The 13,971-nt window shown below is 68.0% G+C and carries 11 protein-coding genes and 1 riboswitch; of the genes, 7 read left to right on the top strand and 4 right to left on the bottom strand.

The genetic code is table 11. From position 1 onward, the window contains the following. The first annotated feature begins 80 nt into the window (after positions 1-80). From Q9R22_RS05835 to Q9R22_RS05820, 4 genes are all read left to right on the top strand, one after another. Positions 81-2,213 carry an AMP-binding protein gene (locus tag Q9R22_RS05835; protein WP_207387869.1) on the top strand — a complete coding sequence of 711 codons (2,133 nt, stop codon included), beginning with the start codon at positions 81-83 and terminating at the stop codon, positions 2,211-2,213. 9 nt (positions 2,214-2,222) lie between these two features. Then, entirely contained in the window at positions 2,223-2,741 is a 519-nt protein-coding gene (locus tag Q9R22_RS05830) for a DUF3995 domain-containing protein (RefSeq protein ID WP_085107897.1), read from the top strand. 145 nt (positions 2,742-2,886) lie between these two features. Then, positions 2,887-3,864 (top strand): succinate dehydrogenase cytochrome b subunit, encoded by a 978-nt coding sequence (locus Q9R22_RS05825; protein WP_131333845.1) that lies wholly within the window; start codon positions 2,887-2,889, stop codon positions 3,862-3,864. Then, entirely contained in the window at positions 3,864-4,559 is a 696-nt protein-coding gene (locus tag Q9R22_RS05820; protein ID WP_131332223.1) for a succinate dehydrogenase/fumarate reductase iron-sulfur subunit, read from the top strand. The genes Q9R22_RS05825 and Q9R22_RS05820 overlap by 1 nt, the downstream gene beginning before the upstream one ends. 112 nt (positions 4,560-4,671) lie before the next feature. Here Q9R22_RS05820 and Q9R22_RS05815 read toward each other — a convergent pair whose 3' ends face one another. Next, complete coding sequence (locus tag Q9R22_RS05815; protein ID WP_131332222.1) at positions 4,672-4,911, bottom strand: hypothetical protein; 240 nt, start codon at positions 4,909-4,911, stop codon at positions 4,672-4,674. An 18-nt stretch (positions 4,912-4,929) separates the two neighbouring features. Then, a riboswitch (SAM riboswitch) is annotated at positions 4,930-5,027 on the top strand. 61 nt (positions 5,028-5,088) lie between these two features. Here Q9R22_RS05815 and Q9R22_RS05810 point away from each other — a divergent pair. The 3 genes from Q9R22_RS05810 to Q9R22_RS05800 all read left to right on the top strand — a co-directional run bounded on the left by Q9R22_RS05810 (position 5,089) and on the right by Q9R22_RS05800 (position 8,424). After that, positions 5,089-6,513 (top strand): O-acetylhomoserine aminocarboxypropyltransferase/cysteine synthase family protein, encoded by a 1,425-nt coding sequence (locus Q9R22_RS05810; RefSeq protein ID WP_311254120.1) that lies wholly within the window; start codon positions 5,089-5,091, stop codon positions 6,511-6,513. Continuing rightward, positions 6,510-7,001, top strand: a complete 492-nt coding sequence (locus Q9R22_RS05805; protein WP_131332220.1) for a CoA-binding protein — start codon at positions 6,510-6,512, stop codon at positions 6,999-7,001. The genes Q9R22_RS05810 and Q9R22_RS05805 overlap by 4 nt, the downstream gene beginning before the upstream one ends. Before the next feature lie 148 nt (positions 7,002-7,149). Continuing rightward, positions 7,150-8,424, top strand: coding sequence for a hypothetical protein (locus Q9R22_RS05800; protein ID WP_311254119.1), 1,275 nt, complete (start codon positions 7,150-7,152; stop codon positions 8,422-8,424). Positions 8,425-8,560: 136 nt separating this feature from the next. Here Q9R22_RS05800 and Q9R22_RS05795 read toward each other — a convergent pair whose 3' ends face one another. The 3 genes from Q9R22_RS05795 to ilvD form a co-directional block, all read right to left on the bottom strand. After that, a complete protein-coding gene (locus Q9R22_RS05795) occupies positions 8,561-10,051 on the bottom strand; it encodes a sodium:alanine symporter family protein (RefSeq protein ID WP_131332218.1) in 1,491 nt (496 codons plus the stop codon). Between the two features lie 130 nt (positions 10,052-10,181). Next, positions 10,182-11,846 (bottom strand): amino acid permease, encoded by a 1,665-nt coding sequence (locus tag Q9R22_RS05790; protein WP_311254118.1) that lies wholly within the window; start codon positions 11,844-11,846, stop codon positions 10,182-10,184. A 40-nt stretch (positions 11,847-11,886) separates the two neighbouring features. Next, positions 11,887-13,725 carry a dihydroxy-acid dehydratase gene (gene ilvD, locus Q9R22_RS05785; protein ID WP_064846519.1) on the bottom strand — a complete coding sequence of 613 codons (1,839 nt, stop codon included), beginning with the start codon at positions 13,723-13,725 and terminating at the stop codon, positions 11,887-11,889. Between the last annotated feature and the right edge of the window lie 246 nt (positions 13,726-13,971).

The following is a 13,971-nucleotide window of genomic DNA, read 5'->3' as shown; positions in this document are numbered from 1 at the left end:
TCCACCGCGGCCCGGTCGTTCGACCGGGGGCCCGGCCGTTACAGACACCGACCGTTCGGATCGACATCACAGGAGGACTCGTGACCGGTACGCACTCGTACTCAGACCCCGCTCACCCCACACCGAACCCGGCGTTGATCTCCGACGACGCCCGGGTGCAGTTCTGGGTCGAGCAGGCCGGGCGGCTGGACTGGGCGCAGCCGTGGCACACGGCTCACCGGTTCGAGAAGCCGCAGCGCACGGGTGAGGACCACGACGGCAACCCCACTTACACCGTGCCCGAGATCGCGTGGTTCGAAGGCGGGAAACTCAACGTCTCGTACAACTGCGTGGACCGCCATGTGGCAGCCGGGCGTGGTCAGCACGTGGCCCTGTACTTCGAGGGTGAACCCGGGGACCGCCTGGTCTATACCTACGCGGACCTGCAGCGTGAGGTGTCCAGGGCCGCCAACGCCCTGCTCGAACTGGGCGTGGAGAAGGGCGACCGCGTGGTCATCTACCTCCCGGTCATCCCGGAGACCGTGATCATCACGCTCGCGTGCGCGCGCATCGGGGCGATCCACTCGCTCGTGTTCGGCGGGTTCTCCGCAGAAGCCCTCAAGTTCCGGGTCGAGGACACCGGAGCCAAGGTCCTGGTGACCACGGACGGGCAGAACCGGCGCGGCGCCGTCGTCCCCGTGAAGACCAATGCGGACGAGGCCTGCAGCGGTGAGAACAGCATCGAGCACGTGATCGTGGTGCGCCGCACGTCCCGGCCCGGGCGCACCGATCTGCCGCGCGGCACCCGGGGCCTGCATTCCAAGGACGAGGAACTCGTGCCGTGGACCCCCGGGCGTGACGTGTGGTGGCACGAGCTCACCGCGGGCGTCTCGGAAGTCCACGAGCCCGAGGCGTTCGACGCGGAGACGCCCCTGTTCATCATCTACACGTCCGGCACCACGGGGAGGCCCAAGGGCCTGGTCCACACGATGGGCGGATACATGGTGCAGACGGCATACACCCACGCCCTGCTGTTCGACCTGCTCCCGGACGTGCCCGACGCGTCCGGGGTGCTGCGCCCGGAGGAGCTGTCCGCCGTGAACGACCCCGCCAAGGTGGACTCCACCGTGCACTGGTGCACCGCGGACCTCGCGTGGGTCACCGCGCACACCTACGAGATCTACGGCCCGCTGGTCAACGGCGTGTCCCAGGTGATCTACGAGGGCACGCCCAACACCCCGGATTACGGTCGCCACTTTGAGATCATCGAGCGCTACGGCGTGACCAACTACTACACGGCACCCACCCTGATCCGCTCGCTCATGGGCGCGTTCCCCAAGGGGCTGCCCCCGGTCTACAACCTCTCCTCGATCCGGTTGCTCGGCTCCGTGGGCGAGTCCATCAACCCGGAGGCGTGGCGCTGGTTGCGCGCCCAGGTAGGCCGCGACGAGGTGCCCTTCGTGGACACGTGGTGGCAGTCCGAGACGGGCTCGTGCGTCGCGTCCCCGCGCCCGCACGATCCGCAGTTCGCCCGTCCCGGCACGTTCGACGAGGCTGCAGCGCACACCTCTCCCAAGCCCGGTTGCGCTACGCGTGCGGTCCCCGGCGTATCTGTGCGGGTACTGGACGAGGCCGGTGAGGAAGTGGGCCCCAACCTGCAGGGTTACGCCGTGATCGACAAGATCGGCCCGTCCATGGCCCGCACGGTATGGGGCGATCCGCAGCGCTACCTGTCTTCCTACTGGGCGGCCTACGGCGAGCGCGGTTGGTTCCGGGCCGGCGACGGCGCACGCACCGATGACGAGGGCGACCTCTACATCCTGGGGCGGGTGGACGACGTGATCAACGTGAGCGGGCACCGGTTGTCGACGATCGAGATCGAATCCGCCCTGGTGACCCACCCCCACGTAGTGGAGGCCGGGGCCACCCCGATCCGCGACGCGGTAACGGGCCACGCTATTTTGGCGTGCGTGGTGCTCACAACGGATGCGCAATCGCTGTCCGCGGACGAGGTCCGCGAGGAGCTGCGCGCGCACGTGGCCCGGGAGATCGGCCCGATCGCCAAACCGCGCGAGGTCATCGTGGTTCCGGATCTGCCCAAGACCCGTTCGGGGAAGATCACGCGCCGCCTGCTGACCCAGCTCTACGAGGGCGAGCAGCTGGGCGACCGTTCCTCGCTGCAGAACGAGGAAGCGCTAAACGCGATCGCGGAGGTCTTGGCAGGGCGTGCTTAGCTTGACCACATGAGCTTGTTGCCCCGATCCCACGGCGGTCGCGGCTGGGTCTGGTTGGCGTGTGCGGCCGGGGTCGTGCATGCCGGATTCAGCCTCTACTGGGCTTTGGGCGGGCACTGGTTGCTGGACACCGTGGGGCAGTGGACGGTACGGCTGTCCTACGAGGCACCCCTGGCCGTCGGGCTGGGGCTGGGCATGGTTTCGCTTTTCAAGCTCATGGCAGCCGTCATCCCAGTGGCGGAAGCCTACGACAGGGTGCCCTGGCGGCGGTTCTGGCGGGCCATAAGTTGGGTGGGTGCCGTGGTCCTGGTGGTCTACGGCGGGACCAACACGGTGATCAGCAATGCCGTGCTCATCGGGCTCATCCGCCCGGCCACCGGATACGAGCGACTAGCCATGATCGGTCACGCATGGTTGTGGGATCCACTGTTCCTGGTCTGGGGTGCCGCGCTGCTGATCCATCTGTGGCGGTCCCGGCCGGCGCGGACGCGCCCGCACGGCACACGTGAGTCACTTATCGGGAGGTGAACATCCGCACGAAGGAGCCGACCGGGGAACCCACGCCACCAACTGCGGATGACCACCACCCAGGCTTCTTCCTGATCTGCGGGCATGACCGCGTGTGACCCCGCGAACTGTTATGCCCCGAAGGAACTTCTAAGATGGCTCAGTGATGAATTCCGCCGCGCAGCCCTCGACCGAGCGACCCGTCACCGGCACTACCCGCACGGCCACAGCCCCCGCGGACGCGTCCGTCACTGCCGGGATTGCTGCCGTGGCCGGCGATGCCTGGCAGCGCATGTTCGGGGACACCCACAGCTCCGACCTCAAGCTCGCCATGGCCGCCTCTGGCACCGTGTTGAGCGTGTTCACTGTGGGGCACATGGCCGGGAACATGCAGGTCTACCTAGGCCGGGACCACTACAACGAGTACGCCGAGTTCATTCGCACGGTGGGCGCGCCGGTGCTGCCCCGCAACTCCGTGCTGTGGGTCGTGCGTATCGGGTTGATCGGAAGTGCTGCGACCCATGTGTTGGCCGGAACCGAGCTCACGCTGCGGGCCATGAGCGCCGAGGGCCGCGCGGTGGCGGATGCGCTCCGGCCCATCACGTGGCGGGTGGGCGCCGCCGCGCAGAAGGTGCTGCGGGGTGGCTTCCCCCTCGCGCCTCCCCCGAGCGGGACGCAACGGTACCGGAAAGCGGCGTTCAACGGCGCCTTCCTGGCCAGCCGCTTAGATGGCCACGCGCCACGTCAGCGCCCCCGGGGCCGACGCCGCTCCGTCCCCCGGATCATCGCCCGCTCGATGCGCTCCACGGGCGCGGTGCTCGGACTGTTCACGGTGCACCACGTGCTGGACCTGACGGCGGGCGCCCGGCCTGCTGCTTCCGTAAGCCACACCCACGGTGACGCGTACGGCAACCTGGTGGCGAGCCTGTCCCGGCCGTCCGTGGCGGTGTTCTATACGGCCTCGATGGCCGCGCTCGCCGGACACATGATCCACGGCTTGCGGACCGCCGCGATGGACACCGGGGTGACCGGAACCGCGCGACGGGTACGACAGGTGGACACGATCGCTAAGGCCGTGGGCGGCGTCGTCGCCCTGGGGAACGTGAGCATTCCCGTGGCCGTACTGACCAAGGTGGTGCGCTGATGCTGTTGACCGTTCACGTGTGGCGCCAGGCGGGCGAGGACGAGCCCGGTGGCTTCGAGACCGTCCACCCCGTGCAGGCCCGCGAGGAGATGAGCGTGCTCGAATTGCTCGATGCCGTCAACGAGACGCTCGAGCGCCAGGGTACAGAGCCGGTGAGCTTCGACGACGGCTGTCGCGAGGGCATCTGCGGCAAGTGCGGCGTGACCGTGGACGGCGTGGCCCACGGGCCGGAGAAGAACCGGGCCTCGTGCACTCAGTCGCTCAGGGCCTACCGGGACGGGGACGAGATCTTCATCGAGCCCCTGCGCGCGGGAGCGTTCCCGGTCAAGAAGGACCTGTCCGTGGACAAGAAGGCCCTGCGGCGCGTGGCCAAGGAGGCCAAGTTCCCGGTCGCGATGAAGGCGTTGAACACCGCTGGGTGCATCAGCTGCGGCGCGTGCGTGGCCGCGTGCCCCAACGGCTCGGGCCAGCTCTACGTGGGCACGCTGCTCAAGGAACTGCCGCCGCTCGCCAAGACGCCCGAGGAACGCGACGAGCGCTCGAGCAAGGTGCTCGACGCCGCCGAGCACGAGTTCGGCCCGTGCTCCCTGCTGGGCGATTGCACGGAGGTCTGCCCGGCGGGGCTGCCACTCGAGAACCTCACCGCGGTGGCGCGGGAAAACCTGCGCCGGAAGGACCCCGAGAAGTACGGCTGAGTTCCGCCCCGAAGCCAGCGAGCTCACCAGCAGTCGGCGACCCCACGGGCGGGAAGTTCACCGCTTTCACCGCGGGCCCCACCGACCGGGGGCCGAACCGCGGACGGGCGGGTCAGCCCTTGCGCCACCGGGGAAAGGGCAGCCGCAACGGCCCGGCGGGACGCGCGGTGGTGCGGGCCGCCGAGCGTGAGTCCTCGACCACCGTGGCATCCGGGATCCTGCGGGCCAGGGAACGCTGGAACCTGTTCTGCAGCGTGACCTTCGCGGCGGGGCACCCGTGGCGCGCGCCCTCTGAATCAATCGCACCCGCTTTCGGGCGGCTGCGATCCGCACGGTTTGGTCCGTCACCCACGCGCGCGACACAATAGGCGCACCATCCCGAGCGGCCGAGAGACCTGGATCCATGACGCCGCAGCAACCCGCAGTGCTCGGCCAACTGCACGGTGCTACCGCCAGGACCGATGGAGTGCTGCGCGGCCCCGGGCAGCTGTCGGACGGGAGCCGTACCCGGCCGACGAGGAGGACATCCATGGCCGAGCACCAGTTCGGTTTCCGCACCCGCGCCCTGCACGCCGGCGGCACCCCGGACGCCGAGCACGGGGCCCGCTCCGTGCCCATCTACCAGACCAGCTCGTTCGTCTTCAAGGACGCCGACGACGCCGCCAACCTGTTCGCGCTGCAGAAGTACGGCAACATTTACTCGCGCATCGGCAACCCCACCGTGGCGGCCCTGGAAGAGCGCATCGCCTCCCTCGAGGGCGGGATCGGGGCGGTCGCCACGTCCTCCGGGATGGCCGCCGAGTTCATCACGTTCGCCGCGCTGTGTGGCCAGGGTGACCACGTGGTGGCCTCGTCCCAGCTCTACGGCGGAACGGTCACCCAGCTGGACGTGACCCTGCGTCGCTTCGGCGTGGAAACCACCTTCGTCCCCGGGACCGACCCGGCGGACTACAAGGCTGCGATCACCGAGCACACCAAGGCCGTGTACACAGAGCTCGTGGCCAATCCCTCCGGTGAGATCGCCGATCTGGAGGGGCTCGCCGCGGTGGCCCACGAGGCGGGTGTCCCGCTCATCGTGGACGCGACCCTCAACACCCCGTACCTGTGCCGCCCGTTCGAGCACGGCGCGGACATCGTGATCCACTCGATCACCAAGTTCCTGGGCGGGCACGGCAACACCCTGGGTGGCGTGGTGGTCGAATCCGGCCGCTTCGACTGGGGCAACGGGAAGTTCCCGGCCATGACCGAACCGGTTCCCTCGTACAACAACGTGACGTGGTGGGGGAACTTCGGTGAGTACGGGTTCCTGACCAAACTGCGTTCGGAGCAGCTGCGGGACATCGGGCCGTCCTTGACCCCGCAGGCCGCGTGGAACCTGCTGCAGGGTGTGGAGACCCTCCCCCAGCGCATGGACGCCCACGTGGCCAACGCGCAGGAGGTCGTGCAGTGGCTCGCCACGGATCCACGCATCTCCTACGTCAATTACGCGGGACTCGAGGGCCACCCCCACCACGAACGCGCGCAGAAGTACCTGCCCCACGGCATCGGATCCGTCTTCGCCTTCGGTGTGGCCGGCACGGACGAGTTGAGCGGCCGTGAGGTGGGCGCCCGATTCATCGGGAGCCTGCAACTGGCCTCACACCTGGCCAACATCGGGGACGCCCGCACCCTTGTGCTGCACCCCGCATCCACGACCCACCAGCAGTTGAGCTCCGAACAGCTCGCCGCGGGCGGGGTCAAGGAGGACCTGATCCGGATCTCCGTGGGTCTCGAGGACGCCGCGGACATCCTGTGGGACCTGGACCAGGCACTAAGCGCAGCCAGCGGTAGGAACCGGGACGGCGGCGTCATCGCCCCCTCCGCCGCGCTCACGGACGCGGCGCGCACCACCCTGGACCAGGACAACAGTGCGGCGGCCTGCACGCTGCCCGGAGCCGAAGGAGAACAGGTATGAGCACGCAACGCACCTGGGTGGGCCCCAGCGCCCCCGAACGGCTCGGCATCCTGCGGGGCACGCGCTCGATCGCGATCGTGGGAATGTCCGACAAGCCGTCCCGCGCGAGCTACTTCGTGGCCACGTACCTGCAGTCGTCGAGCCCGTACCGCGTGTACTTCGTGAACCCCGTGCTGGACGAGGTGCTGGGCCAGAAGGTCTACCCGTCGCTCGCGGAGCTGCCCGAGGTCCCGGACCTCGTGGACGTGTTCCGCAAGGACGCGGACCTGCCCGGCGTGGCACGGGAGGCCGTGGCCGTGGGCGCCAAGACCCTGTGGCTGCAGCTGGGCTCGTGGAACGAGGAAGCGGCGGCCATCGCAGAGGACGCCGGGCTGGACGTGGTGATGGACCAGTGCGTGAAGATCGAGCACGCGCGCTTCCACGGCGGTCTCCACCTGGCCGGGTTCAACACCGGAGTGATCTCCTCGAAGCGCCAGGTCCTGGCCTGAGATCGGGAGGTGTCGGCGACATCACGTCGCAGGCCGGACGCTGTCCCGTGGCGCGGAGGAGCCCACTCCCTATGCTTGACCGGTGGAGAAGGCCCAGGATGTGATCCGAGCCACATGAGAACCGTCCGACCCCCGAGGAGTTGCTCCCGTGTCCGCCAAGAAAACCCTGCAAGTCACCCTGGCCTTCGTGGGCCTGCTGGTGGGTGCCGGTTTCGCCACCGGTCAAGAAGTCATCCAGTACTTCATCTCGTTCGGTGTCTGGGGGCTGGCCGGCTCGGTGGTCTCGGGGATCCTGATGATCGCCGCGGGTGCCGTGATCATCCACATCGGCAGCTACTTCCTGGCGGACGAACACCGCCGGGTCTTCCGGTCCGTGTCCTCTCCCGTGGTGTCCCGGTTCCTGGACATCGCGGTGAGCCTGACCCTGCTGGCCATGGGCATCGTGATGCTCGCCGGTGCGGGTTCCACACTGGAACAACAGTTCGGGCTGCCCGCATGGATCGGTTCGGCCATCATGGTGGTGCTCGTGATGGTCACGGGGCTGCTCAACGTCAACAAGGTCACCAACATCATCTCGGCGGTCACCCCGGCGATCTTCGTGGCCGTGATCGTGGCTTTCGGCTACACCCTGACCAAGCTCCCCGTGGATCTCGGATCGCTGCACGAGCTCGCGGTGCAGGCGGACTCCCCCGTGAGCCCGTGGTGGCTGTCCGCGATCAACTACACGTGCATGGCCCTGATGCTGGGCGTGTCCATGTCCCTGGTAATCGGCGGCAACGCCCTCAACCCGCGCGATGCCGGCTGGGGCGGGCTGCTGGGCGGCGTGGTCTACACCGTTCTGCTGGCCATGAACGCCTTCGCCCTACTCGTGAACTTCGATGCCGTGGGCGGCTCCGAGGTGCCCATGCTCCAGCTCTTCCAAACCATGCACCCGTGGGCCGCACTCGGGATGGTTGTGGTGACGTTCGTGATGATTTACAACACGACCATCAGCATGTTCTACGCCCTGGGTCGCCGGGTCACCGTGAACCACCGCCACCGCTACGTCCCGATCTTCCTGGGCCTGTGCGCGGTGGGTTACGTGGTGAGCCTCGCGGGCTTCGGCACCCTGATGAGCGTGGTCTACCCGATCATCGGGTACGTGGGCATGGTCCTGGTGGTCGTCATGCTGTGGTGGTGGTTCCGTCACCGCGAGGACATCAGCGTGGAGGCCGGGCGCCGCAACCGGATCCGCGCCCTGCTGACCAAGCGTCGCGCGCAGGACAAGGAGTTCTCCGAGTTCAACGAGCACCAGCTCCGGGACGCGACCCACGATTCCCCCGCGGACGACGACGCCCTCACCGGCGCGATCGACACCCAGGTCCAGCAGGATCTCGCGGACGGCTCGGGCGACTCCCCGATCCCCTCGCCCGAGCGCCGCTGAGCGCAGCCGTCGAGCGGTCCCCGCGAGCGGCGTCGTCCGCGCGCCCGCCACGCACGGTGACGTGCGTGCGCGGGAACGACAGCGGCGTCGTCGCCCCTGCAAAGAGCCGGGGACGACGACGCCGCGTACGGGTCGCTCAGCGGCGCGCCCCGTTCTTCTGGTTGGCGCGCTGTTCCCAGAACACGGGGAGTGTGACGGTGTCCGTGCCGTCCCAGGCGGAGAGACCGGTGATCCCGGGGACGTCCCCGGCCTTGAACACGGGCTCCACCCCGGCCTTGCGCTGTTCCATGTAGTTGGCCAGCACCTTGGCGGCGACACCCGCGAGCATGCACAGCGCGATGAGGTTCAGCGTGGCCATGAAAGCCATGAACAGGTCCGCGAGAGACCACACGAGGTCCAGCGCGAGCATGGCACCCAGGAACACGCACACGAGCACGGCGAAGCGGTAGATGTTCATGGCCGCACGGGACTTGGTCATGAAGCGGATGTTGGACTCGCCGTAGTAGTAGTTGCCGATCACCGAGGACCACGCGAACAGGAAGATCGCCACGGTCAGGAAGTGCACGGCCCAGTCACCCAGCTGCATGCCCAGGGCGCTCTGCGTGAGGGAGGCACCCTGGCGCTCGTCGCCGAACGTGGGGTTGGAGAGCAGCACGATGAACGCGGTGATCGAGCACACGAGCATGGTGTCGAAGAACACCCCCAGGGACTGCACGAAACCCTGCTTGGCCGGGTGGGAGATGGAGGCGGTCGCACCGGCGTTGGGCGCGGAACCCATGCCGGCCTCGTTGGAGAACAGACCGCGCTTCATACCCTGGATGATCACACCGAGCACGCTGCCCGTGACGAACTCGCGGATGCCGAACGCGCCCTCCACGATCATGAGCAGCATGCCGGGGACCGCGGTGATGTTCAGGACCATCACGAGCAGCCCCAGGACCAGGTACAGCACGGCCATGACGGGGACCAGGATCTGCGTCACGGAGGAGATGGAGCGGATGCCGCCGAAGATCACGGCCGCGGTGATGACCACGAGCGCGAGACCCAGGACCACGCGCATCCACATGCCCTGGCCGTTGGTGATGTCCACGTCGAAGGACCCGCTCACGGCGTCCACGATGGAATTGGACTGCACGGAGTTGAACACGAAACCGTAGGTCACGGTGATGATGACCGCGAACAGCAGACCCATCCAGCGCTTGTTGAGCCCGCGCTCCATGTAGTACGCGGGACCGCCCACGTAGCCGTCGCCGGTCTTGACCTTGTACAGCTGCCCCAGCAGGGACTCCACGAACGCGCTGGCCGCGCCGATCGCGGCGATGACCCACATCCAGAACACCGCACCGGGCCCACCCAGGCTGATGGCGATGGCCACACCGGCGATGTTGCCCGTGCCCACGCGAGCGGCCGCGGAGACCGTGAACGCGCGGAACGAGGAGATGCCCTTCCGGCCGTTCTCGGCGTCACCGGGCGGATCGGTGAGCACCCTGAACATCTCGGGGATCCCGCGCAGCTGAATGGCCTTGGTACGGATGGTCAGGTACAACCCCACACCGATCAGGATCGCGAAGACGACGTACCAGATGTAACCGCCCAGCGTTCCCACGAGTTCTGTCAACGCATCCATGTGATTCCCCGGAATTCTGCCTCAAGACGGTTCCGGCCGCTGCGCGATGGGCAGCGGGGAACCGGGTGACTGATGTGTGCTGTTGCACTGATCTAGGTCACAGTAGCGGAAACAGGGCCCCGTGCGGGTGTCAGCGGGACGTGTCCGGGCCCTGGTGCCCCGGACCCTGGTGTCCCGGGGGCGGCGTCGGGGCACCGGCGGTGGAACCCGGCCCCGGGGCCCGATGCAGGGACGCCGTGGACGTGGTGGACCCGGAACCCGTGGAGTTCTCCCGGCCCACCGGGCGGAACGCGCCCACCGCGGGCCGCTCCGCGAGCACCGGGAACGCCCCCGTGAAGCCCTCGCGTTCGGCGGCGATCTCGCGCACCCTGCCCCGCACCATGAACCACCCGATCACCAGGATCGGGATCAGCACCAGGGAGGACGCCAGGGTGAAGGTGCCCACGGGGTAGTCCACGGCCATCAGCACAAGGACCCCCGCGAGGAAGAACATGGTCAGCCAGTTGGTGAACGGCGCCAGCGGCGCCCGGTAGCTCGGGCGGTTGTAGAAGCCCTTCCGCGCCAGGGAGACGTATCGCTGGTGGGACAGCGAGATCGCGGCCCAGCCCGCCATGGTGCCCAGTGCCGCGAGGTTCAACACGATCTCGAACGCCTGCTCCGGGACCACGAAGTTCAGCCCCACGCCGAGCACGGCCACCCCGGCGGTCAACAGGATGCCGCCGTAGGGCACGCCGGACGCGGACAGCTTGCCCGTGAACCTCGGGGCGGAACCGGCCTGCGCCATGGAATGGACGATGCGCCCGGTGGAATAGAGGCCTGCGTTGAGCGAGGACAGCGCCGCGGTGATCACCACGAGCTGCATGATGGGCCCCGCCGCGTCCACGCCAATGGACGAGAAGAACGTGACGAACGGGCTCTCGGTGGCGCTGTAGGCGGTGTAGGGCAACAGCAGGCACAACAGCAGGACGGAGCCCACGTAGAACACCGCGATCCGCAGGATCACCGTGTTGATGGCCCGGGGGATGACCTTCTCCGCGTTGCGGGTCTCCCCGGACGTGGTGCCCACGAGCTCGATGCCGGCGTACGCGAACACCACACCCTGCACCACGATGAGTGCCGGCAGCACGCCGGACGGGAAGAGGCCCCCGCTGTCCCGGATCAGGGAGAACCCCACCTCGGAACCGGTGGGCGTGCCGAACAGCACGAAGAACGTGCCGATGACCAGGAAGACCACCAGGGCCAGGACCTTGATCAGGGAGAACCAGAACTCCAGCTCGCCGAACACCTTGACCGAGACCAGGTTCAGCAACACCACTAGGACCACCACGATCAACGCGAGGATCCACTGCGGGATCCCCGCCACGAACGCGCTGTATTGACCGAACCACTTGATGTAGATCGCGATGGCCGTGGCGTCCGCGACCGCCGTCATGGCCCAGTTCAGCCAATACAACCACCCGGAGACATACGCGGCCTTCTCGCCGTAGAACTCACGGGCGTAGGAGACGAACGAGCCGGAGGACGGCCGGTGCACCACGAGTTCGCCCAGTGAGCGCAGGATCAGGTAGGCGAAGAAACCGCACACCGCGTACAGCAGGAACAGGGACGGACCGGCCTGCTCCAACCGGCCACCGGCGCCCAGGAACAGCCCGGTCCCGATCGCGCTGCCGATCGCGATCATCTGCAACTGGCGAGCGCCCAGCCCCTTGTGGAACCCCGCCGTCTCGTCCTCGAAGCGCCGCTGCAGGACGTGTTTCTCCTGGACCTCGGTCAACCGCGGGCCGTTCTGGGACATATCTGTTCCCTTCGTCCTGACCGCCCGGGTGGGACCGTCCTCAGTCCTCCACGACGCGCACTGCGCCCTTGTCCGCGGAGGTCACCATGGAAGCGTACGCCCGCAGCGCCTTGGACACGCGACGTTCACGCGGCTTGGTGGGCTTCCAGGGGGCGTCACCCTTCTCCTGGCGACGGCGCGCGAGCTCGGCGTCGTCCACGTTGACCCGCAGCACGCGGTTCTCCACGTCGATCTCGATCTCGTCACCGTGCTCGATGAGACCCACGGCACCGCCAGCCGCTGCCTCCGGGGAGATGTGGCCGATCGAGATCCCGGAGGTGCCCCCGGAGAAGCGGCCGTCCGTGATGAGCGCGCACTTCTTGCCGAGCCCCAGGCCCTTGAGGTAGCTCGTGGGGTACAGCATCTCCTGCATGCCCGGTCCGCCCTTGGGTCCCTCGTAGGCAATGACGACGATGTCCCCCTCCTTCACGTTCTTGGAGAGGATCTCGTGCACGGCCTCGTCCTGGGACTCCACCACGAAGGCCCGGCCGGTGAAGTGGAACAGGTCGGGGTCGATCCCGGCGGTCTTGATCACCGCGCCGTCCTCGGCGATGTTGCCGAACAGCACGCAGAGCCCACCCTCCTTGGTGTAGGCGTGCTCCACGGAGCGGATGCAGCCCTCGGCGGCGTCCACGTCGTGGTCCTCGTACTCGTTGGCCTGCGAGAACGCCTGGGTGGTGCGCACGCCGCCCGGTGCCGCCAGGAAGAACTCCTTGGCGGCGTCGGATGCCTTGCCCGAGCGGATGTCCCACTCGTCCAACCACTCGCCCATGGTCTGCGAGTGGACGGTGTGGACGTCCTCGTTCAGCAGCCCGCCGCGCCGCAGTTCACCCAGGATCGCGGGGATGCCGCCCGCCCGGTGGACGTGCTCGATGTGATACTTGGTGGAGTTCGGCGCCACCTTGGCCAGGCACGGGACCTTCCGGGACAGCGCGTCGATGTCCGAGAGATTGAAGTCCACCTCGGCTTCCTGCGCGGCGGCCAGGATGTGCAGCACCGTGTTGGTGGACCCACCCATGGCGATGTCCAGGGCCATGGCGTTGCGGAACGCTGCCTTGGTGGCGATGTTGCGGGGCAGCACGGAGTCGTCGTCGTGCTCGTAATAGCGCTTGGCGGATTCCACGATCCGCCGCCCGGCCTCCAGGAACAACCGCTTGCGGTTCACGTGCGTGGCCAGCGTGGTGCCGTTGCCGGGCAGGGACAGACCCAGCGCCTCGGTCAGGCAGTTCATGGAGTTGGCGGTGAACATCCCGGAGCACGAACCGCACGTGGGGCACGCGTTCTCCTCGATCTGGGCCAGCTGCGTGTCCGTGACGGACTCGTCCACGGCCAGGGCCATGGCGTCCACGAGGTCCACGCGGTGCTCCACCACGCCCTCCACGCCCTCGCCGGATTCCATGGGGCCGCCGGAGACGAAGACCACGGGGATGTTCAGGCGCAGCGCGGCCATGAGCATGCCGGGGGTGATCTTGTCGCAGTTGGAGATGCACACCAGGGCGTCCGCGCAGTGCGCGTTGACCATGTACTCCACGGAGTCGGCGATGATGTCCCGGGAGGGCAGGGAGTACAGCATGCCGTCGTGGCCCATGGCGATGCCGTCGTCCACGGCGATGGTGTTGAACTCCTTGGCCACGCCTCCGGCCTCGCGCACCGCGGAGGCCACGAGCTCCCCCATGTTCTTCAGGTGCACGTGACCGGGGACGAATTGCGTGAAGGAGTTCGCGATCGCGATGATCGGCTTGCCGAAGTCTTCGCTGCCCATGCCGGTGGCGCGCCAGAGGGCGCGGGCACCCGCCATGTTCCGACCGGTGGTGGACGTTGCTGAACGTAGCTGCGGCACTGTGACCCCTTCCCGAAGGCTGGACCGGGACGTGGACGGCGCGAAATGCGCCGTTCTCCCGGCAAAAAGTGTTCCCTCAAGAATACGCGTGACGCCGACACAGTTTTCACATAGCAGACAGCCGTCTCACCATTCGGGACGAGAGGACGACGACGCCGCCGTCCGTCCCGCGCGCCCCGGACCCCGGCGCCGTCGTCCGCCGAGCGCGCACCGGGCCCGTCCCTAGACTGGGAGGACGGCACAACC

The organism is Kocuria sp. PD6, from assembly GCF_031844145.1.
Taxonomy (GTDB): domain Bacteria; phylum Actinomycetota; class Actinomycetes; order Actinomycetales; family Micrococcaceae; genus Kocuria; species Kocuria marina.
The sequence above is the reverse complement of the archived record's forward strand: the minus strand, read 5'-3'. Positions and strand labels throughout refer to the sequence as shown.

Excerpts from the sequence above, each read along its gene's own strand:
- Q9R22_RS05830 (WP_085107897.1), top strand. The coding sequence starts at position 2,223 with ATGAGCTTGTTGCCCCGATCCCACGGCGGTCGCGGCTGGGTCTGGTTG.
- Q9R22_RS05825 (WP_131333845.1), top strand. The coding sequence starts at position 2,887 with ATGAATTCCGCCGCGCAGCCCTCGACCGAGCGACCCGTCACCGGCACT.
- Q9R22_RS05820 (WP_131332223.1), top strand. The coding sequence starts at position 3,864 with ATGCTGTTGACCGTTCACGTGTGGCGCCAGGCGGGCGAGGACGAGCCC.
- Q9R22_RS05810 (WP_311254120.1), top strand. The coding sequence starts at position 5,089 with ATGGCCGAGCACCAGTTCGGTTTCCGCACCCGCGCCCTGCACGCCGGC.
- Q9R22_RS05805 (WP_131332220.1), top strand. The coding sequence starts at position 6,510 with ATGAGCACGCAACGCACCTGGGTGGGCCCCAGCGCCCCCGAACGGCTC.
- Q9R22_RS05795 (WP_131332218.1), bottom strand. The coding sequence starts at position 10,051 with ATGGATGCGTTGACAGAACTCGTGGGAACGCTGGGCGGTTACATCTGG.
- Q9R22_RS05790 (WP_311254118.1), bottom strand. The coding sequence starts at position 11,846 with ATGTCCCAGAACGGCCCGCGGTTGACCGAGGTCCAGGAGAAACACGTC.